Genomic DNA, 16,866 nt, shown 5'->3' with positions numbered 1-16,866 from the left:
AAGTGAAATTGTTCGGCGCGCCTGTTGCGGCGGACCTTTGCAGACAGCCGCCTGATCAAGAGCGCACCGGATAGCTGACGCCGTAGGTATCGAGGATTCGCAGCAGGGTCTTCTGGTTGATCCCGAGTCGTTTGGCGCATGTCGTGCGCGGGATGCCCAGATCCCGGAACGCTTCAATGCGCGGAATCAGCTGTCGGTCAGCCTCCACGCTCACTGCTCCAGGCAGTGCAATAGAGTGTTCCTTGGCGATCCTGCGCAGCCGATCAGGCGACAGCCCGAACTCCCGGATGACATCCTGCTGAGTTGCTTTCTCGGCAAATCGACGGACGATATCCGGCGCAATCAATGCCTCGGCCGCTCGCTTTTCTGCCAGAGCTGATGAAGGTTTGGCGACGGCAAAGACAATTCCGTGATCCGCCGCGATATGCCCCAGTCGCTTGGCGCTGATACCCAGATCGGCCGACGCCTGCTTCAAGCCGAGCCCTACATAGGCCCTCAACCTTTCTGCGGTTCGAAGCTCAAGTTCCAGCGCTTCCCGAGCCTTGCGTTCGTGATCGGCCGTGCTGGCCTTGTATCCGTAGGCGATTGTCTCGGCATTGAAGGTGAGGGACACGCCGCGGGTGATGCTCAGTTCGTGAATCACACCACCGCTGCGCATGTACGCCTCGGTCGCTTCAGCTAGGCGGGCGGATGCGGCGCTGTTGTGCCGCACCATGCTCAGTTCCAGTGAAATCATGGGTTACCCCTCAGAATGGTATATCGGTATCAAAGCTATCGAAGTCGGCGGCAGGCTGCGGCGCCGCCTGCTGCTGCCGTGGCTGTTGCCGCGCCGCGCTGTCCTGATTGCCTGGCCGTGATTGCTGCGCTGGGCGCTGGCCCTGCTGCTGGCCTTCCTGGGGCCTTCCGCCCAAGAGCTGCATCGTGCCCTGCATATCCACTACAATCTCAGTGGTGTAGCGCTTGATGCCGTCCTTCTCCCATTCGCGGGTTTGCAGTTTGCCTTCGATGTAGACCTGCGAGCCCTTGCGCAGGTACTCCCCGGCGATTTCCGCCACTTTCCCGAAAAGCGAAACCCTATGCCATTCGGTTTTTTCGACCTTTTGGCCGGTCTGCTTGTCGGTCCACTGTTCGCTGGTGGCCAGACTCAGGTTGGTTACCGCGTTGCCGTTGGGCAGGTAGCGAACTTCTGGGTCTTGGCCGCATGTGCCGACCAATATGACTTTGTTTACTCCGCGAGCCATGAGCCCTCCTATGCGGCGATGCCGAGAACACGATTCATGCGCTCGTCGAGGATTTCGTAAAAGGTTTGGACGCGCTCACTGATCTTCCGAATCAGCGCCTCGTCCCGGTACAGGCGCTTGACGAACAGTGGCATGCCCGGCCAGTAGCTGATGAAGTCGATCCACTCGCGCTCGGACACCCACAGGCCGCCCTGGCACTGGGCGACGTGTTCTTTCGGGACCTCGCCGGACAGGATCACGCCCACCTGAAACTTTGGAAGCTTCGTCTTGATCTCGATCAGCCCAGAATCGCCGATCAACGCGTCCGGCGAATACCCGATGCCGTGGTTGAGGATGATGCCGACCTCGCGACTGGTGACTTCCTCGCGAGCCTCATACAGGCTTCGAGCTGTCTGCTCCTGCTCATGGCCGCGAATTGTCGCCTTGGTCTGGAAAGGCAGCTCTGCCGCCTCCTCGGTTATGCGCTCACCAATCAGCTGGTCCATGTAGGTGAATGCCGCCACCCCGAAACCGGCCTGACCCTTGCCGTTGACCAGCAAGCATTCCAACTCCGACGCGGTGATGATGCCCAGGCGCAATGCCAGCCATTCCGTCGTGCCTTGCTCGATATCAGTGATTATTTTCATCAGCGCCCCCTTGTGCTGCGGAGTTTTGTGCAGCTGACTTGGTCAGCATGCCCAGCACGTTGTCGAATACCGCTTTCTCGACAGAGGCCGGAGCACCGTGGATTTTTTTGAACGCTTCCTTGGCCTTTTCGCTGCACTTTTCCAGCAGAGTTGCCAGCTGGGCAGCCTGAACGGATGTGACTCGCGGAGTGAGCTGGGCGGCCGGGCCATTGCCGTCATCATCCTCTCCGGTGGTGGTGATGTTCAGTAGAAGCCCGGCGGTGTAGCGCTTGCCGTAACTGACGCTCGATGCAACAGCTTGAACGCCGTTCTTGCTGCCAGTCGCATCTACAGGCAGAACGATGGACGTGCTCTCTCGGTGTCCGGCGCGATGACTCAGCACGCCTTCGACTTCGATGCCTCGCTCGTTACGCGGCGTGCGGAAGGTGATGGCGAAACCATGCTTGGCCATCACCGGCTTGATCATTTCGTTAACGTCCTCCCAAAGCGCGTAGGTGCTTTGAATTCGGCCGTTTTTGTCTTTGATCCCGCCGCGCTCGCCGATCATCGGCATTTCTTCCTGCATCTGCGACAGCGCTTCGTCGTACAGCTGTTTTGCTGTCTGAGCCTGCATGCGCTCATGCATTTCCATCAGTCGCTCAAGCTTGTTGATGTCGCAGGCTGGGTCGGAGGCTGCGCGACTGATCACCGCCATGATGCTTGTGTCCGAACTGATCGGCGTCACTGCTTGGCGACGCTGCTCGGGCATGATGATTTCGGTAGACATGAGGTCCGCCTCAGTAAGTGACTTTGATGTTCGGGATCATGCCGCTGGCGATTAACTTCACAGCGAGGCGAGCACATTCTTCGGTCATGTTGTTATCCATGAACGCTTCCTTTGCGGCCTTGTAGATCGCACCTTTGTGCGCCTTGTCGTCTTCGCGCGCTTTCTGCTGGCGCATCTCTTCGGCTTTGGCGTCTTCTTGCCGCTGCACCTCGGCCAGGCGCGCACGCTCTACAGCTTCGGCCTGACGCTGCTCGGCGGCGACGCGCTCGCTCTCGGCACGCTGAAGGTCTGCAATCCGATCCTGTTCGGCCTGAAGCTTCTGGCGCTCAGCCTGCTCTGCCTGCAGCTTTATCTGTAAGCGCTGGCGCTCGGCTTCTGCCTCAGCATCGCGGAGCTTCTGATCGGCGGCGCGCTTTTGGGTTTCGGCCTGATCTTTCAATTCCTGCTCACGGCGTGCAGCGGCTTCGCGTTCGGCCTGTGCTTTCTGTTCGGCTTCACGCTGCGCACGCTCAACGGCTTGGCGGGCGATCTCGGCGTCACGCTCTTTCTGCTCGCGCTCGGCCTTCTCCGCGTTGAACTTGGCAATCTCTGCCAGCTCTGCTTCGTGCTTGGTGCGGTCAGACAAAAGGGCGCGTAGGACTGCCAGCGACCGGTCTTTGGCTTGCGCCGCTTCTGCCAAAAACTCTTCCCAGCTTTCGTCGATCACTACCAGCTCCAGATCGGCAATGATCTGGGCGACGTGCGCGGCGGTCGGCGTCTCGGCGAACACCGCCAGGTCCTTGATGCGCTGGATGCCGTCGTTGTGGGAGTCAATCCGCCTGTCGTTCGCCTCTTCCCAGTCGGTCAGGGGCTTGCGAGTAGCGTCACGCAGCGCATCCATTTTGGTGACGAACTCTCGCAGCTCGGTCTCGACGACCTTGGGCATTTCCTTCAGGCGCTTCAGGTAATCTCGGCCCGGCTTCTCGACGGCGGTTTTCGACTTGCTGACCTTGGCTGCCAGCGAGGCGATGCGGTCACGACCTTTGCGGGTGGTCAGGTCCGGTACTTCGGCAGTGACCTCTGCGGTAACAGCCTTGAGGAACTGGTTCAGGCCGCCAGTGACATAGATAACCGGGGCGTTGTCGGCGCTGATGTCGTCAATAGTGACGACTTTCTGAGTAGCGGACATAGTTGCTCCTTGCGCCATGACGTTGCCGGGGCGCTACGATTGAATAGGGAAGGGGTTACTGCTGTGCGAAAGGGTCGAAACCAAGACATTCGACGCAGACGGCTGGTCCATCGCCGGTTTGTGACGGGCATAGCAGCTCGTAGTCGACCTTCTTGCCACACTCCATACAGGTGTTCTCGTCGACGTACTGATCAGCCAGTCGGTCTGCGCGACTCATGGAAATTTGTATCGGGTCAGGAATTCGCATTGCGTTGATCCTTACAGTAGCGATGGACCCACAGGCCCCGTGGCTCACGGTATGACTTTATCGGCCAGCCAATAAATCCCAACCGTTCGGCGCGCTTAATCACATCAGCAGGATCAGTTCCAGCGACCTCGGCCAGCTGCTCGTCGATCAACGACGGAACAATCGGTGTGCTCATGCCGCTCTCCTTGGCGCACACAGAACAGCTTTCCGCTGACGGGCGCAGTAATGGTTGAATTCTTCGAGGGTGATGGCGTTGTCGAGCCAGAAAGCAGTGATCCGGCGCAGCGCTTCAATACCGAGAGGATCGGGGCTGTCGTAATCACCGATGACATCAATGAACTTGTCGATGAGGACGTGCGCGCTGATGGTCACAGTTCGGCGTCCTCGAAGTCAGCAATGACACCGTCTGCAGCAAGGGGCCGCAAAAGGCCCTCTGCAATCTCAAAAAGCTTGCCGCGCGGATGCCTGGTGCCGATCAGGTAGCCCGCCAGAGAGCCGCTGGCCCTGCCGAAGAAGTTGCCCAGCACCAACTGTGCAAACAGGTCTTCCCGGTCCTCACCGTCGATCTGGCGTTGGTTCAGATGGTCTTGCAGGGCGGTCAGGTACTCTGCGTGAGTCACCGACCGCTCGGGGTGTCCGCGTCGCTTGAACTTGATGTCAGCACCCTGAATCAGCAGGTCTGAACTGTTCTCGATCCAGAGTCGCTGGGGATTGGTAAGCGGGATATTCGGCGTGCCTGTAGGAGGCAACACCTTTGCTGCTGCGTTCATGATTGCCTCCAGGGCAGGGTTATTCGTGTTGCCCGGTCCACGGGTTGAACCGATAGGCGCCATCCTCAGAGATTGCGGGTCGAATCCCGTTTTCGTCAGCACCAGCGGTGGATTCTGTTTCGCAGCAGTCCATGCATTGGTCGCCGCGCTCGTCATTGAGGTGAATGTGACGCTTGCAGCTCAGGCAGTGCCCGAACTCTGGAGGATCTGGTGGCTGAAAGTTCATGTTCGCCTCCGAGGCGGATGGTGTTGGTGAACCCCTTCGACTGAACACTCAAGAACGGATAGAGGCCATACAGGCACCAGAGAGGGTTCAGTCGGAGAGGTTCGGGGCGTAGAAAAGCCCGAACGTGTCGGGCTTTGTGGGTGCATCTGAGGCGGTGCCGCAGTTGGAAGGCCCCGGCGCGCTGTCGTACTACATGGCTATATCTCCGAGTTACGTTTAAGCTGCGAGAGAGTCTCGTCAGCCGGTGCAGAAGGCCGGACGCTACCCCGGCCATACGGTCGATACACGGTGCGATTGAGACGAGGCCAATCATCGGCTGACGCTGCCCAAAGGGACTCTCACCCTTACCGCCCGGACATTTAGCCGGGACACCCGTGCCACGTTAGCGTGTCTGGCTTCCCACGCCGCTTCTGCATTTGTTGCGGTGATGCAGGGGGCCGCTTTCGCGGTATGTACTCATCCGCATCGGGGTGTGATCTGTCGTCCGGTCTGGGCTGCCCGGCTTACTGGCTTTCGCCTCCCACATTCCGCCGCTCCGGTTCCCATCACGGGGGCCGTCCATTGCAGGGCAAACAAATCACACTCCGATGCAGCCTGGCGCTATGACAGGGATCGGGCAGTTTTCGTCAGGCTGACGCTGGCGCTGGTTGTTCACCGCTCGCCTGCATATACAAGTTGACCAGTGCGGTCAGCAGTTCATCGTGATCAAGGTTTTCAACAGGCAATCCCACATCCTGAAAGGTGGCGATCGCTCGACCCAATGCATCGCTGATGACTTCTTGATCTTCTGGCTCAAGGTCCACGAATTCGGTTTCCATTGTGTTTCTCCGGTTGATTTCCCGTCTGGCCCTGTCGCCAAGGCCAGCCAGTGAAATCTGGTGTTGCACCGCGACCCGCTACTGGCGTCGGTCGCGGCTTGCTGCGTAAGCGGTAGTTGTCTCTCCCTTCTGCCGCTGGGATTCGCGGTGCGCATTGCTTGCCGGGTCATTCACTCGGTTCTGGCGTTTCACCATCGTCAGCCGTACAGGGTTCTCCCTGTCGTGGGCAGCCTTTCGGGGCTGTCTGATCGCCGGTCGCCGGTAGAGGCAATGCGGTCTGTTGTTTGTTGCGCAGACTGTTAAAGAGCGGTTCGATCCGCTGGGCCTGTTGAGGGGCTGTTTCGCGTCTCGATGGGTGAGCTATCACGTATTGTGTTTATTCAGTCAACACGTTTTGTGATTTATTTTCACGCACCCACAAAAAAGCCCGCTCAGTGGCGGGCTGTGTCAGGTCGGGAGGGGGTGTCCAGGAACGAAAAAGCCCGGCGCTGGGCCGGGCTTGGGTCAGGATACTCTGTCGAGTATTTTGTCTCGGATGGTCTGAATATCTGCAACATTTGGCACAATGTCATTCGCCGCGGTCATCAGGCGGGAGGCGTCCTGCTTTGGCAGTTCGTTAAAGTCGCTGCACACCACCATTGAATCAAACTTCAGCCCTTGATGTTTCAAGTGCAGAAGGGTGATGGTGGTAAGGCGAGCCTTATCCTTACCGTTAACCCCGAAGATGAATAAGGGGCGGCGAGCGTCCGTCTTTATTCGGTAATCAATCGAATAGTCTTCTCCTGAAGGTATTTCGGGAGCATACGATTCCTCGATGCGATCCGCTGGAAGGGTCGCATAAAGCACCTCGCGGAGGTCGTGATAGAAAGTCGACTCGACCCGGGTTCTAGACCACAGAGATATATCCTCTACGCGGCTTAGGCCCTGTCCCAGCTGAAATATTCCGCGCACAAGGCGATCGGCAGGGACTTCCAGAAATATCTCTCCGTCATCCTCCTGAAGTCCGTTCTCAGAAAGTATCGTTTCAAAAAGTCTTGCCCTTGGGCCGGTCAGCAGCTTGGCCAGGTCATTTTCATAGCTAAGCCGCATCATGGTGTTGGCGGCGTCGGATATCCTCCAGCCGCCAGAAACCCTGCTGAGATATGTCGTGAACGAGTCACCATCCCTTGCCACCATAGGCAGCGAAACAGTCAGTAAATTACCGCGCACAGAGACAGCCACATCCTCACAGAATGCGGCACATAGGGTCTCTTTAATTGCAGCAACCTCATTCACAGTCCAAGGCTCATTTGTGGTTCATAGGGGGGGGCAGGATCGTCGTTCGGTAGGTCGAGGCCGGTAATATTGCAGTCCTCTAGCATACATAGCATAGCCCCAGATAGGTGATCGTAGCGATCCGTGGTCTCAGCATATTTTTCTGCCTTCTCTCCCATCTCCATGTATCGCTGAGTAGCTCGGTGAATGTGGCACCGATTCACGATAAGCTCACCATCCTCCAGCGGGTTCAAGTGAACATGGTTGCTTCCGTTGTAGCGAACCAGCGTCACCTTTTCGCCGCGCTTTGGGTGGTAGATCAGTCCGCAGGAATAAGCATCAGGGTCTATCTGGTTCTGTCGGGTGTACATCTCAAATGACTTTTCGCCGTCAGCAGACTCAATTTGATACGTGATGCGCTCGGATTTCTTTTGGACCTTGGCTTTCGCATTCGGGTTCATCACCACCTTCGGCATCGAAAGCAATTCACATATCAACTCTTCACTGAAAATCACGAAGTCATTCCTTTAGATGCCGAAAACTGATGCCGACTAACTCCCGCTACCGCACAATATTCCGGCCGTCACCCTGCCGGTGCGGGCTTTGTCATTCCTACAAATCCCCGCCGCGCCAGATGATACGGCTACTCAGATCGTTCCCGTACAATCCTTCCTGCCCTTACCTCATCTACATACCCAGCCAGCTTGTCCTCGTCGGCTTGGAACAGAATGATCATCTTCAGGATGGCCTGAGCATCAGGCTCGTTACCCGCTAGGCTCAATCGCTCGACGATCCGCAGCAACTCCACGGCCGACCACTTCAAGTCAGAGGCGAGGCCCTGTAGGTCGCGTGCGAGTTGTTGATTCGGCTTCGTCAATCCCATGACTGGTACTCCTACAAATTCCCGCCGCGCCATATGGCTCGGCTTTCATGCAAATTTCGTTAGCGACCTGACCACCACACCAATGATCTTGCAGTCATCCGAGCACTGCACAGTGGGGTATGCCGGGTTCAGCGGCTTCAGGTATCTGACCCCGCCGTCTTCTACCAGCTTCTTGAACGTCGCCTCATTGCTGCCGGCCAGCTTCGCAATAACAAGCTTGCCTGGGCGCACATCTGCGCGAGTATCAACAAGGATGAGCGAGCCCTCTGGAACTGATGGGGCCGTAGGTGCCGTCATTGAGTCTCCCTTGACCGCCAGCCAGAACGCCGGGCCTTTGGCCTTGTAGTCCGTGAGCTCGTATTCCTCAGAGCCACCAGGCTCGATCGCCTCGGACCAATCTCCAGCAGCAACCCAGCTCAGGACCGGGTAACGGTACATCCGCTCTTGCTGGGCGATCATCGCTACGTTGGATGGTTCTGGTATTTGAGCTTTAGATGCCTCGAAATCTTCTCCGATAAGTAAAACCCCGTAAGGAACTCCCAGCGCCTTAGCCATCAACTCGATGTCGCCGAGCGTCGGCTCGCGCGTGCCTGATTCGTAGTTACCCACGCGTGATTGAGAGCTCCAGCCGCACAGCTTGGCCAGCGCGGCTTGCGATTTTCCTGCCGCATTGCGCAAGCGCTGCAGCCTTTGTCCGAGAGATTCATTCATAGCGTGGAATTCTAATCACGATATGAAATGCCCGTTCTCACTTATTGTGTTTGCCTTTAACACGATACGTGTTTATCCTTCGGTCAATTATGGAGGAAACCCGATGAACCACGTCCGAATGATCCGAGAGAAAGCTGGCGTGACCCAGGCAGCGCTGCGTCGGGCGCTCGGCTGGAATCAATCACGTCTCGCGAACTACGAGTCAGGTCTTCGCAGCCCAGGCCTTAGCGAAGCGCGACTTATTGTCCTTGCGCTTAATCAGCTGGGCGCGGCTTGCGCTCTGGATGACGCATTCCCCCCGGAAACAGAAACGTTAACCGCCGCTTAAACCCATTCATCAGCCACTGGAGAAAAACATGTACGCCGATCAATCCCACAAACGCGACACACCACGGAAGGTGCGTTTCAACAAAACCCTTGACCGAATCCTGCATCGCGCTGCCGAGCGGGCCGAGATGCAGCACGCCACCTATCTCTACGAAATGATTGAGTGGGCTGTTGAAAACGGGGCAATCGAAGCGCTGAGCAAGGAAGACAAGAAGTCTAGCGCCGCATAGAGGCCCTTTGGAGGTGACTGGTGACTGAAATTGATTACGAGCACCTGAGTGATGGTGCGAAACGGCAGGTTTCGGCCTTTGCATTGAGCAAGGGCCTGAGCATTGCCGAGGCACTCGAGGCAATTGCCATTGAGTTCTTGGCCATGGGAGGCCCGTCTCAGATGGGGCGACCGAAAGCGAAAGTGTACCAATTAGCCCCTAAAGAGGGCCTCAAACGTGACTAACAGCAACCCCAAATCGCAGGCACAAAAAAGCCGGGGCGCAATCCCGGCTCTTTCAACTGCATTCAACACAACGTTCTGGAGCGAATAATGCCCATTTCCCAACACGTCGTCAACTCTGACCGTCCGCGCCACGAAATTGCACCTTCGCAAAACGTGGCGCGCACGATGTCCAGCATCGATCTGCGCGAAATCATAAATGGTGAGCGTGAAGCCGCAGGCGAATCAAAAGTACGCAATGATCAGTTCATCGCCAGGGTCGAGGATGAGATCGGCGAAGAGCTGGGGAGGTGCAAAAAAATTGCACACCCCCAAACCCGCGTGCCGATGGATTCCTACGACCTTACCATTGACCAATGCATGCTCGTAGGGATGCGAGAGTCCAAGGCGGTGCGCCGATCTGTCCTGCAAAAACTGAAGGACATTGAAGGCCCGCGCGTCATTGCCACGCTACCCGACTTCTCCAACCCCGCAGCAGCTGCGCGCGCCTGGGCGGAACAGTTCGAACTCCAGCAGGCAGCCAATCAGGCCCTCGCCATCGCTGCGCCTAAGGTCGAGTTCGTCGACAAGTACGTCGAGTCCACCGGCCTAAAGGGCTTCCGCCAAACCGCAAAGCTGCTGGGTGCTAATGAGGCCCGGTTCCGAGAGTTCCTGCTTGATCGCCGGATCATGTACCGCATGGGCGGCGAATGGCAGGCCTACCAGAGCCACGTCGACGCTGGCCGCTTCCAGGTTAAGACCGGAACCAGTGACGCGGGCCATGCATTCAATCAAGCCAAATTCACCGCCAAGGGAGTCACCTGGATTGCCGGCCTGTGGGCTCAGTACCAGCTGGAGCTGCGGCAATGAGCATGGAACTGATGGTCAAGGCCATGAAGACCAGAGTGGGCAACCCATTGCGCAAGCTCGTCCTGATCAAGCTGGCCGACAACGCTAACGATATGGGCGAATGCTGGCCTTCATACCAACACATCGCTGATCAGTGCGAGATCGGTCGTTCCACTGTGAAGGTTCACATCCGGGAGCTGGAAAGGTGCGGACTGCTGCGCCGTGAGTTCCGTCGCAGGGGTGAATTGAATCAGTCGAATCTCTTCCATCTTTCTTTGAATAGTGGGGCAGGAGCTGCCCTACCTGGGGCAGGAGATAACCCAGGGGGTGGGGCAGGAGCTGCCCCCAGAACCAGTCACTCTTTTGAACCAGTCATTGAACCAGTAAAAGAGCCGGTCGCTGACGCTCCCTCTCGCAAAAAAGCGAAGGCTGTGAAGTTCGACCCGATGACTGCCAAGCCAGCCAATGTCAGCTCCGCTGCATGGGCGGACTGGTGTCAGCACCGCAAGGAGATCCGCAAGACCCTGACCGCCACTACGTGCGCACGCCAAGCCAAGACCCTTGCAGGCCACCACGACGCTGACGCAGTGATCAACCAGTCCATCAGCAACGGCTGGACCGGCCTGTTCCCTGAGAAGGTCCTGCCGGGCACCAAGGCGTCTGCCCAGCGTCAGACCGGCCCTGACTTCTACGACAAGTCGTGGCGCACCGATACGAGTGACGACCTATGAAGGACGTCACTCAGATGATCCCCGGTGCTGCACGGGCGCTGGGCACCGCCGCCCCTTATCAGGCCCCGGCGCAGGCCGGCACGCAGCTGGGCGTTGTGGATGACGCCACTGGCGAAGTCGTTGAGCGCCTGTTCCGCCAACTGCAGGCCATATTCCCGGCGCACAAACAGGCATGGCCGGACGATAAGGCCAAGGCTGCCGCAATGCGCAACTGGACGATGGGCTTCATGGCCGCTGGCATCCGCACGCTTGAGCAGATCCGTTTCGGAATCGAGCAGTGCCGCAAGAGCGGCTCACCATTCGCTCCAAGCGTCGGCCAGTTCATAGGCTGGTGTACGCCTGGGCCAGAGGCGTTTGGCCTGCCAGCGAGCGCTGACGCATGGATGGAGGCATTGATGGGCTTGTACAGCCACGAAGGCGTGAAGATCGCGGCCATTGCCACTGGCCTGTTCGACCTGCGTTCAGCCAAGCAGGAAGACAAGGGCCTGCGCCAGCGCTTCGACCACAACTACACGATCGTGATCCGCCGCGCCCAGTCCGGGCAGCCGCTGGACGGAAAGATCCTGACCGGCATTGGCCATGACAGCCAGAAGACCGAGCTGGAACTCGCCGAAGAGCAGGCCGAGCAGGCGGTACAGGCACGAATCATTCAACAAGGAATCCCGGTAGACGCAGCCTCAGCGCGCGCTCTGCTGTTGGCGAGAATTGGCAGGAGGGCGGGGCAATGAAAACGGAAAGACTAATGCTTTGGGTATTCGGTATCGGCTTCTGGGCGATGTTCATCCTGCTGCAGTTCACGTTCGAGCAGCGAGACAAGGCCCGCCAGTTCCACGCTCAATTCAACGACATGCAGCTGGTCTGCCGGATGGTGAAGCCATGAACCGCGCCAAACCAGCACAACTGCGCCAGGCGCTCGAACTGGCCAACACCTACACCAAGGCCGGCATCCGATTCGTATGCATGCCAGTGGTAGACGAGGCAGACGGCATGAACCTGAACAGTCAGGCCCAGCAGCGCCTTGAGCGCATAGCATTGATCGCGGAATCAGCGGAGAGACTGGCATGAGCATCCTTCCTAACGGAGTAGTGCTGCATATCCACGCGCCGAAGGGCATTTATATCGCCCAGGTGCGCCGCCTGTTCGAGCGCCGCTGGACTCAGGTCGGCGGAGATTTCAAGGACAAGCATCGCGCTCAGGGTGCTGCCGCTCAAAACATGGTCGGCGATTTCAAGCGCGCCCGTGTCCTGTTCTGCGCCGAGTGGTACGACCCTATTGTGGTAATGGAGGCTTCGGTATGACCGTCGATATCGAAAAGCTGGAAGCGCTGGCTAAAGCCGCAAAATCAGGTGGTGCAGAGTGGTCGGATCTGAATATCGACACCGAGCGCATGTACACGGCTGAGGGCATGCTGGTTGAACTGTACGAGTTCGCCACGCCTGCCGTGCTGCTGGAACTGTGCAGCGACAACGAAGCATTGCGCGGCCTGTACCAGATGCACAAGCAGACTGAAGCGCGCGAGATGCGCGACCTAAAAGCCGAGAACGCAGGCCTCAAGACCGGCTACGAAGCTTACGAGCGGGTGAATGCTGAGTTGAGGGCTGAGTGCGATCAGCTCAAGCGTAACCGCGACATGTGGAAGGGCCAAGTAGAGCGACAAAGCGAAATGCTGAGGCTCGCCCATGAAGCTGACAAGCAGCTCAAGGCCGAGTGCGAGGCGCTGCGCAAGGATGCTTCCCTTCACACAAATCTCCAGCGGGCTGCAGGTGAGCTGCCGGACTCATGGAGCATCGACGTATCCGTAGAGCGCCATGCTGGTTGGGTATCGCTTTTGGACGGCGATGGTTGTGAGCACGAGTTAAGTGGAGAGGGGCATCTCGGCGAGCAAGTATCAGAAGCTCTAGAAGTGGCTTTGGAAATGAGCAAGGAGGCCACCCAATGATCCTCACCTGGGAGCAACTCCTAACCCTGCTCAACACCGCCAAGGTTCTGCATAACGGCCGTGAAGCGTATTCGTTCTTGGGGGTGGTTCATGACTGAAATGATCATGCGTAGCCTCGACGACACCAGCCGGCTGCTCGGAATCCTCCACGGCACCGACTTCACCAAGCCGAAAAAGATCGTGATCAAGGATCAGGACCGAAGCGGGGAGCAGAACAAGAAACTCCACGCCTCGCTGACCGATATCGCCAATCAGGTCGAGCACGCAGGACGAAAGTGGGACGTGCTCATCTGGAAACGCCTGCTGACCGCTGCGTGGCTTCGTGAGGCTGGCGATCAGCCGCAACTGATACCAGCGGTAGACGGCCACGGCTTTGACGTCGTGTACGAGCGCACAAGCAAGCTAACCGTTGCGCAGTGCGCAAGCCTGCTGGAATGGATCGCCGCGTTTGGCGCTGAGCACGATGTTCGGTGGAGCCAGAAAGATTTGTGGGAGGGCAGATATTGAAACGTTCAGCCCCAAGCCCCGCAAAAGCTCCACGGGCGAAGAAATGCCGCGTACCTGAGTGCGGGGCCTCATTCGTCCCGCAGAAGCTCGGGCAGGCCGTATGCAGCCCTGCCTGCGCAATCAAAGACGCGCCGAGGAATCAGGCCAAGGCCCGCAAGGCGCTGGTCCAGGCTGAACGCTCCGAGATCAAGGTTCGCAAGGAGAAGCTGAAGTCCCGCAGCGAACACATGAAGGATACCCAGCAAGCTTTCAACGAGTGGGTCCGTCATCGTGACATGGGCGAGCCATGCGTGAGCTGCGGACGGCATCACAACGGTCAGTGGCACGCTGGGCACTACCGGTCCGTCGGTGGGCACCCGGCCCTGAGATTCGAACCGCTCAACGTGTGGAGGCAGTGCGCTCCGTGCAACACGCACAAGTCCGGCGATCTGGTGAATTACCGGGCCGAGCTTGTACGTCGCATCGGCATTGCGAATGTGGAATGGCTCGAAGGACCGCATGAGCCCCAGAAGTACACCATCGAAGAACTGAAAGCCCTGACAGCCAAGTACCGGGCACTGACCAGAGAATTGAAGAAAGGAGAAGCGGCATGATGTATCGGAACGTTGTAGCAGCAGTGGTCCGGGCTCTGGCCGCGGAGACCATCAATTCGGCGGGCGGGTGCGATTTTGAACCCAAGGTCCAATGCGCCAAGCAGAAGGGCGAGATCGTCGGCAAGGAGGCTGCATTGCTGGCTGACTGCATCGTGCACAAGCTGTTGCACGCACAGCTCAGCCCGCGTCAGTGGAACGCACTGGTGGCCAAGTACAGCACCCACAAGGGGCGCAAGATCGATTCGATCGGTCGGCTGGTTGCTGTGGTGAAGAGTTCAGCACCCCAGCGGTTCACCCAGCAAGCGGTTCTGGTCTGGGCAGTGCCACAGCAGTCGAAGGGTATCCAGCGCCAGGTGCGCGAGGTTGCCGCACCAGAGTCGCGTACCGACGAGGAGGGCACCGGTAAGTGGGATTGGCGAAACAAGGCAGCACAGGACTCAACAGAGCGCGCCAACCGACACGCCAGGTCAATCGCCGAAACGCGATCGGGTGAAATGATCGTGCTGGCTGCGTCCAACTACGACATGACCAGTTGGGACAGCCAGGGCCTGACCGAGCGGACTTATCAGCGCTGGAACAAGGCAATCAGGGATGGACTGGAAGGCATTGTAAACGAGGCGCTGACAGAGGCTCAGCACCTGCTTGAGGTGGCTGGAGTGCTGGAAAACGAGGCGGCCTGAAATAGTCCCTCAAAAGTGCTTGCAATGTCATGTCGCCATGTCGCATTATTCACCCATCCTGTCATTCCTGCGCACATAGGGGATTGACCACAAAAAGCCCGGCTTAACCGTCGGGCTTTTTTTGTGCCTGAAATTTGCGTGGTGGAGCAGCGGTCAGCTCGTCGGGCTCATATCCCGAAGGTCGGTGGTTCGAATCCACCCCTCGCAACCAGTTACCCAAACCCCTCGGAACCTCTGATCGCCAAGTTCAGCGAGGGCCTCATTCGTACCTCGTTCCTCATTGGCCGCCCTGACGGCCCTTTTTATTCCGGAGTAAAGATGGACCCAACCGACCTCGGCCCAGGCACAGCTACCTAGCTGGGCGGTACGGGCACAATCCTGCTGGGTGGCTTCCTGTGGTTGAGGAAATTCCTCTCCAGGGACGCGACCGACCGCGCTATGGACAACGCCGATATCGGCACCGTCCGACGGCTCAACGAACTGCTCGACTCTGAGCGCCTGGCTCGCAAAGAGGCCGAGGCCCGATCTGATCAGTTCGCTAAAGAGCGCAACGAACTCGCTGCTGCTGTCGGTCGGATGGAGGGGAAGATCGAAGCCCTGACCAGCCAGATCACTCAACTCACTGACAAGGTCACATCGCAGAGCGCAGAGATTGCCCGCCTGCGCACCAAGTTGGGAGGGCTCAACTGATGGAAAGATGCGCAATTGATTTCATTGCACGCCGTTGGTGGCGTCGAGTCGAGGTGTGGGTTATTGCCTCGCTGCTGGTTACTGGCTCGTTCGCGCTGGGCTTCGGTGCTTCTCAGTGGTCGCTGGCAAGCTGGTATAGCGCCCAGGTCGCCGAAGTACGCCGTGGTTATGACGAGGCCACCGTGCAGCGCGACATGCGCCTGAACAAGCTGGCCAAGACCGCGACCGATGCAGCTGTAAAGGTTGAGGGCGCAGCCGGAAAGGCCACCGAAGCGGCAGAGGCAGCCAGCAAGGCCGCCGACAAGGTCAACGAGGCGGTAGAGCGGCAGACGCCGTAACGCGCCACATATTCAGGCACTGCCATTTTGTGGCGCGGGGTCAGCAATGGAAGTCGAAACTCATCCCGTACAGACGAGCTGCAAGGGAAAGGCCCGCGCTCCTAAGTCGGTGACCATGCGTGCATATGAGGTCTATTGCCACATGTATGGCGGCCAGGAGGCAATGGTCACTGGTGGGTGTCGCGGCGGTTTTGGCTCGGGCGAGCTGATTGCTTTCCTTTATGCGCACTCGTTCCCGAAGCCTGAATGGTCAGCGCGAGTTCAAGAGGCCTTCCGGGGCATGGAGAACATGTGACCAAAAAGAACTGGATGGTTACCACGCCCGGCTACAAACCCTTCCCGATGATCCTTCTTGAGTGCGCCCTCGATCACGATGGTGCACTTACCTTTGCCCGGTCCATCTGGCCGCGCTGCACAGTGGAGTAGAGCAATGATTCGTCCGACGCCGCCAGCCGAACTGCTGATGGAGTCGGAAGAGTCATATGTGTTCATGCGCCTGGTGCCCGCCAAGGACGTCTGGGGATGGATTCAAAGCGAGATCCTTGCCGATACCGGCAGCATCCACAACGAAGACCATGCCCATTTGATCGATGCTGACATCTGCATCATGTGGGCCTCATCTGCCTTCACGAAGCAAGGGCGCACAGTGCTGGGCCAAGCCGAACAGGTAGCGTTCCGTGCCGGTGGTTGGCAGAAGGCACGGATGGAACAGCAGATGCGTGACTGGTTCGGTTATGTGCCGAGTTACATCATCACCTTGGCCGCCGATTACTGCTCACAGTGCAGCGATGCAGACTTCTGCGCACTGGTTGAACATGAGCTCTACCACATCGCCCAGGCAGCCGATCAGTACGGCGCGCCCAAGTTCACGCAAGACGGATTACCAAAGCTTGAGATGCGCGGCCATGACGTCGAAGAGTTCGTCGGTGTGGTCCGTCGCTATGGGGCAAGCCCAGACGTTCAGAGACTGGTCGACGCTGCAAACAAACCTGCCGAAGTCGGCAAACTCAATATTTCAAGGGCTTGCGGAACCTGTCTTCTCAAGCTGGCCTGAGGATAGACAGCAATAGAC

The 16,866-nt window shown here is 58.2% G+C and carries 31 protein-coding genes and 1 tRNA gene; 18 read left to right on the top strand and 14 right to left on the bottom strand.

The genetic code is table 11. The features are described from left to right. Positions 1-55: 55 nt before the first annotated feature. The 14 genes from BLT55_RS10725 to BLT55_RS10655 all read right to left on the bottom strand — a co-directional run bounded on the left by BLT55_RS10725 (position 56) and on the right by BLT55_RS10655 (position 8,710). Positions 56-736 (bottom strand): hypothetical protein, encoded by a 681-nt coding sequence (locus BLT55_RS10725; protein ID WP_054999264.1) that lies wholly within the window; start codon positions 734-736, stop codon positions 56-58. 10 nt (positions 737-746) lie between these two features. Further along, positions 747-1,241 (bottom strand): single-stranded DNA-binding protein, encoded by a 495-nt coding sequence (locus BLT55_RS10720; protein WP_054999265.1) that lies wholly within the window; start codon positions 1,239-1,241, stop codon positions 747-749. A gap of 8 nt (positions 1,242-1,249) precedes the next feature. Further along, entirely contained in the window at positions 1,250-1,867 is a 618-nt protein-coding gene (locus tag BLT55_RS10715) for a lambda exonuclease family protein (RefSeq protein WP_054999266.1), read from the bottom strand. Further along, positions 1,851-2,633 carry an ERF family protein gene (locus BLT55_RS10710; protein ID WP_054999267.1) on the bottom strand — a complete coding sequence of 261 codons (783 nt, stop codon included), beginning with the start codon at positions 2,631-2,633 and terminating at the stop codon, positions 1,851-1,853. The genes BLT55_RS10715 and BLT55_RS10710 overlap by 17 nt, the downstream gene beginning before the upstream one ends. Before the next feature lie 10 nt (positions 2,634-2,643). Beyond that, the gene (locus BLT55_RS10705; RefSeq protein WP_054999268.1) at positions 2,644-3,801 is read right to left on the bottom strand and encodes a hypothetical protein; all 1,158 of its coding nucleotides are present in this window, start codon (positions 3,799-3,801) and stop codon (positions 2,644-2,646) included. Between the two features lie 55 nt (positions 3,802-3,856). Continuing rightward, complete coding sequence (locus BLT55_RS33440; RefSeq protein WP_167359956.1) at positions 3,857-4,018, bottom strand: hypothetical protein; 162 nt, start codon at positions 4,016-4,018, stop codon at positions 3,857-3,859. A gap of 16 nt (positions 4,019-4,034) precedes the next feature. After that, positions 4,035-4,223 carry a hypothetical protein gene (locus BLT55_RS10695; protein WP_054999270.1) on the bottom strand — a complete coding sequence of 63 codons (189 nt, stop codon included), beginning with the start codon at positions 4,221-4,223 and terminating at the stop codon, positions 4,035-4,037. Next, entirely contained in the window at positions 4,220-4,420 is a 201-nt protein-coding gene (locus BLT55_RS10690) for a hypothetical protein (protein WP_054999271.1), read from the bottom strand. The genes BLT55_RS10695 and BLT55_RS10690 overlap by 4 nt, the downstream gene beginning before the upstream one ends. Beyond that, a complete protein-coding gene (locus BLT55_RS10685) occupies positions 4,417-4,818 on the bottom strand; it encodes a hypothetical protein (protein ID WP_054999272.1) in 402 nt (133 codons plus the stop codon). The genes BLT55_RS10690 and BLT55_RS10685 overlap by 4 nt, the downstream gene beginning before the upstream one ends. Before the next feature lie 852 nt (positions 4,819-5,670). After that, positions 5,671-5,862 carry a hypothetical protein gene (locus tag BLT55_RS10675; protein ID WP_054999274.1) on the bottom strand — a complete coding sequence of 64 codons (192 nt, stop codon included), beginning with the start codon at positions 5,860-5,862 and terminating at the stop codon, positions 5,671-5,673. Between the two features lie 504 nt (positions 5,863-6,366). Then, a complete protein-coding gene (locus tag BLT55_RS10670; protein ID WP_054999275.1) occupies positions 6,367-7,137 on the bottom strand; it encodes a DUF1828 domain-containing protein in 771 nt (256 codons plus the stop codon). Then, complete coding sequence (locus BLT55_RS10665) at positions 7,134-7,631, bottom strand: DUF6978 family protein (RefSeq protein ID WP_082438111.1); 498 nt, start codon at positions 7,629-7,631, stop codon at positions 7,134-7,136. The genes BLT55_RS10670 and BLT55_RS10665 overlap by 4 nt, the downstream gene beginning before the upstream one ends. Positions 7,632-7,759: 128 nt before the next feature. After that, positions 7,760-7,999, bottom strand: a complete 240-nt coding sequence (locus BLT55_RS10660; RefSeq protein WP_020304839.1) for a hypothetical protein — start codon at positions 7,997-7,999, stop codon at positions 7,760-7,762. A 45-nt stretch (positions 8,000-8,044) separates the two neighbouring features. Beyond that, positions 8,045-8,710: a helix-turn-helix domain-containing protein gene (locus BLT55_RS10655; protein WP_054999276.1), complete on the bottom strand. Its 666-nt coding sequence runs from the start codon at positions 8,708-8,710 to the stop codon at positions 8,045-8,047. Between the two features lie 103 nt (positions 8,711-8,813). Here BLT55_RS10655 and BLT55_RS10650 point away from each other — a divergent pair, with 103 nt between their 5' ends. The 18 genes from BLT55_RS10650 to BLT55_RS10570 all read left to right on the top strand — a co-directional run bounded on the left by BLT55_RS10650 (position 8,814) and on the right by BLT55_RS10570 (position 16,848). Then, positions 8,814-9,038: a helix-turn-helix transcriptional regulator gene (locus tag BLT55_RS10650; RefSeq protein WP_054999277.1), complete on the top strand. Its 225-nt coding sequence runs from the start codon at positions 8,814-8,816 to the stop codon at positions 9,036-9,038. A gap of 28 nt (positions 9,039-9,066) precedes the next feature. Further along, complete coding sequence (locus BLT55_RS10645) at positions 9,067-9,267, top strand: hypothetical protein (RefSeq protein WP_005747099.1); 201 nt, start codon at positions 9,067-9,069, stop codon at positions 9,265-9,267. Between the two features lie 20 nt (positions 9,268-9,287). Next, entirely contained in the window at positions 9,288-9,491 is a 204-nt protein-coding gene (locus tag BLT55_RS10640; protein ID WP_005747101.1) for a hypothetical protein, read from the top strand. Positions 9,492-9,578: 87 nt separating this feature from the next. Beyond that, the gene (locus BLT55_RS10635; RefSeq protein WP_054999278.1) at positions 9,579-10,337 is read left to right on the top strand and encodes a phage antirepressor KilAC domain-containing protein; all 759 of its coding nucleotides are present in this window, start codon (positions 9,579-9,581) and stop codon (positions 10,335-10,337) included. Continuing rightward, positions 10,334-11,047 carry a helix-turn-helix domain-containing protein gene (locus BLT55_RS10630; protein ID WP_054999279.1) on the top strand — a complete coding sequence of 238 codons (714 nt, stop codon included), beginning with the start codon at positions 10,334-10,336 and terminating at the stop codon, positions 11,045-11,047. Before BLT55_RS10635 ends, BLT55_RS10630 begins: the two co-directional genes overlap by 4 nt. After that, positions 11,044-11,775, top strand: coding sequence for a replication protein P (locus tag BLT55_RS10625; RefSeq protein ID WP_054999280.1), 732 nt, complete (start codon positions 11,044-11,046; stop codon positions 11,773-11,775). Before BLT55_RS10630 ends, BLT55_RS10625 begins: the two co-directional genes overlap by 4 nt. Continuing rightward, the gene (locus tag BLT55_RS33435; protein ID WP_156357511.1) at positions 11,772-11,927 is read left to right on the top strand and encodes a hypothetical protein; all 156 of its coding nucleotides are present in this window, start codon (positions 11,772-11,774) and stop codon (positions 11,925-11,927) included. Before BLT55_RS10625 ends, BLT55_RS33435 begins: the two co-directional genes overlap by 4 nt. Beyond that, the gene (locus tag BLT55_RS10620; RefSeq protein ID WP_054999281.1) at positions 11,924-12,112 is read left to right on the top strand and encodes a DUF1382 family protein; all 189 of its coding nucleotides are present in this window, start codon (positions 11,924-11,926) and stop codon (positions 12,110-12,112) included. The genes BLT55_RS33435 and BLT55_RS10620 overlap by 4 nt, the downstream gene beginning before the upstream one ends. Further along, complete coding sequence (locus BLT55_RS10615) at positions 12,109-12,345, top strand: hypothetical protein (protein WP_074800378.1); 237 nt, start codon at positions 12,109-12,111, stop codon at positions 12,343-12,345. The genes BLT55_RS10620 and BLT55_RS10615 overlap by 4 nt, the downstream gene beginning before the upstream one ends. Continuing rightward, on the top strand, positions 12,342-12,986 hold the full coding sequence (locus BLT55_RS10610) for a hypothetical protein (RefSeq protein ID WP_054999282.1): 645 nt from the start codon (positions 12,342-12,344) through the stop codon (positions 12,984-12,986). The genes BLT55_RS10615 and BLT55_RS10610 overlap by 4 nt, the downstream gene beginning before the upstream one ends. A 90-nt stretch (positions 12,987-13,076) precedes the next feature. Further along, positions 13,077-13,493 (top strand): recombination protein NinB, encoded by a 417-nt coding sequence (locus tag BLT55_RS10605; RefSeq protein ID WP_054999283.1) that lies wholly within the window; start codon positions 13,077-13,079, stop codon positions 13,491-13,493. Beyond that, positions 13,490-14,086, top strand: a complete 597-nt coding sequence (locus tag BLT55_RS10600) for a recombination protein NinG (protein ID WP_054999318.1) — start codon at positions 13,490-13,492, stop codon at positions 14,084-14,086. Before BLT55_RS10605 ends, BLT55_RS10600 begins: the two co-directional genes overlap by 4 nt. Beyond that, positions 14,083-14,766, top strand: a complete 684-nt coding sequence (locus BLT55_RS10595; protein WP_054999284.1) for a hypothetical protein — start codon at positions 14,083-14,085, stop codon at positions 14,764-14,766. Before BLT55_RS10600 ends, BLT55_RS10595 begins: the two co-directional genes overlap by 4 nt. A 135-nt stretch (positions 14,767-14,901) precedes the next feature. Further along, a tRNA-Met gene (locus BLT55_RS10590) sits at positions 14,902-14,977 on the top strand. Positions 14,978-15,123: 146 nt separating this feature from the next. Then, complete coding sequence (locus BLT55_RS10585) at positions 15,124-15,456, top strand: DUF3450 domain-containing protein (protein WP_057407080.1); 333 nt, start codon at positions 15,124-15,126, stop codon at positions 15,454-15,456. Next, complete coding sequence (locus BLT55_RS10580) at positions 15,456-15,794, top strand: hypothetical protein (RefSeq protein WP_054999285.1); 339 nt, start codon at positions 15,456-15,458, stop codon at positions 15,792-15,794. Before BLT55_RS10585 ends, BLT55_RS10580 begins: the two co-directional genes overlap by 1 nt. A 46-nt stretch (positions 15,795-15,840) precedes the next feature. Further along, positions 15,841-16,089, top strand: a complete 249-nt coding sequence (locus BLT55_RS10575; protein WP_054999286.1) for a hypothetical protein — start codon at positions 15,841-15,843, stop codon at positions 16,087-16,089. A gap of 135 nt (positions 16,090-16,224) precedes the next feature. Beyond that, positions 16,225-16,848 carry a putative metallopeptidase gene (locus tag BLT55_RS10570; protein ID WP_054999287.1) on the top strand — a complete coding sequence of 208 codons (624 nt, stop codon included), beginning with the start codon at positions 16,225-16,227 and terminating at the stop codon, positions 16,846-16,848. The last annotated feature ends 18 nt before the right edge of the window (positions 16,849-16,866 follow it).

The organism is Pseudomonas cannabina (assembly GCF_900100365.1).
Lineage (GTDB): Bacteria > Pseudomonadota > Gammaproteobacteria > Pseudomonadales > Pseudomonadaceae > Aquipseudomonas > Aquipseudomonas cannabina.
Note: the sequence above shows the minus strand (reverse complement) of the source record. Positions and strands in the feature narration are given on the sequence as shown.

Excerpts from the sequence above, each read along its gene's own strand:
- BLT55_RS10675 (WP_054999274.1), bottom strand. The coding sequence starts at position 5,862 with ATGGAAACCGAATTCGTGGACCTTGAGCCAGAAGATCAAGAAGTCATC.
- BLT55_RS10725 (WP_054999264.1), bottom strand. The coding sequence starts at position 736 with ATGATTTCACTGGAACTGAGCATGGTGCGGCACAACAGCGCCGCATCC.
- BLT55_RS10635 (WP_054999278.1), top strand. The coding sequence starts at position 9,579 with ATGCCCATTTCCCAACACGTCGTCAACTCTGACCGTCCGCGCCACGAA.
- BLT55_RS10685 (WP_054999272.1), bottom strand. The coding sequence starts at position 4,818 with ATGAACGCAGCAGCAAAGGTGTTGCCTCCTACAGGCACGCCGAATATC.
- BLT55_RS10610 (WP_054999282.1), top strand. The coding sequence starts at position 12,342 with ATGACCGTCGATATCGAAAAGCTGGAAGCGCTGGCTAAAGCCGCAAAA.
- BLT55_RS10710 (WP_054999267.1), bottom strand. The coding sequence starts at position 2,633 with ATGTCTACCGAAATCATCATGCCCGAGCAGCGTCGCCAAGCAGTGACG.
- BLT55_RS10570 (WP_054999287.1), top strand. The coding sequence starts at position 16,225 with ATGATTCGTCCGACGCCGCCAGCCGAACTGCTGATGGAGTCGGAAGAG.
- BLT55_RS10595 (WP_054999284.1), top strand. The coding sequence starts at position 14,083 with ATGATGTATCGGAACGTTGTAGCAGCAGTGGTCCGGGCTCTGGCCGCG.
- BLT55_RS10655 (WP_054999276.1), bottom strand. The coding sequence starts at position 8,710 with ATGAATGAATCTCTCGGACAAAGGCTGCAGCGCTTGCGCAATGCGGCA.
- BLT55_RS10620 (WP_054999281.1), top strand. The coding sequence starts at position 11,924 with ATGAACCGCGCCAAACCAGCACAACTGCGCCAGGCGCTCGAACTGGCC.
- BLT55_RS33440 (WP_167359956.1), bottom strand. The coding sequence starts at position 4,018 with ATGAGTCGCGCAGACCGACTGGCTGATCAGTACGTCGACGAGAACACC.
- BLT55_RS10660 (WP_020304839.1), bottom strand. The coding sequence starts at position 7,999 with ATGGGATTGACGAAGCCGAATCAACAACTCGCACGCGACCTACAGGGC.
- BLT55_RS10575 (WP_054999286.1), top strand. The coding sequence starts at position 15,841 with ATGGAAGTCGAAACTCATCCCGTACAGACGAGCTGCAAGGGAAAGGCC.
- BLT55_RS10715 (WP_054999266.1), bottom strand. The coding sequence starts at position 1,867 with ATGAAAATAATCACTGATATCGAGCAAGGCACGACGGAATGGCTGGCA.
- BLT55_RS10580 (WP_054999285.1), top strand. The coding sequence starts at position 15,456 with ATGGAAAGATGCGCAATTGATTTCATTGCACGCCGTTGGTGGCGTCGA.
- BLT55_RS33435 (WP_156357511.1), top strand. The coding sequence starts at position 11,772 with ATGAAAACGGAAAGACTAATGCTTTGGGTATTCGGTATCGGCTTCTGG.
- BLT55_RS10650 (WP_054999277.1), top strand. The coding sequence starts at position 8,814 with ATGAACCACGTCCGAATGATCCGAGAGAAAGCTGGCGTGACCCAGGCA.
- BLT55_RS10705 (WP_054999268.1), bottom strand. The coding sequence starts at position 3,801 with ATGTCCGCTACTCAGAAAGTCGTCACTATTGACGACATCAGCGCCGAC.
- BLT55_RS10720 (WP_054999265.1), bottom strand. The coding sequence starts at position 1,241 with ATGGCTCGCGGAGTAAACAAAGTCATATTGGTCGGCACATGCGGCCAA.
- BLT55_RS10625 (WP_054999280.1), top strand. The coding sequence starts at position 11,044 with ATGAAGGACGTCACTCAGATGATCCCCGGTGCTGCACGGGCGCTGGGC.
- BLT55_RS10695 (WP_054999270.1), bottom strand. The coding sequence starts at position 4,223 with ATGAGCACACCGATTGTTCCGTCGTTGATCGACGAGCAGCTGGCCGAG.
- BLT55_RS10615 (WP_074800378.1), top strand. The coding sequence starts at position 12,109 with ATGAGCATCCTTCCTAACGGAGTAGTGCTGCATATCCACGCGCCGAAG.
- BLT55_RS10630 (WP_054999279.1), top strand. The coding sequence starts at position 10,334 with ATGAGCATGGAACTGATGGTCAAGGCCATGAAGACCAGAGTGGGCAAC.
- BLT55_RS10645 (WP_005747099.1), top strand. The coding sequence starts at position 9,067 with ATGTACGCCGATCAATCCCACAAACGCGACACACCACGGAAGGTGCGT.
- BLT55_RS10605 (WP_054999283.1), top strand. The coding sequence starts at position 13,077 with ATGACTGAAATGATCATGCGTAGCCTCGACGACACCAGCCGGCTGCTC.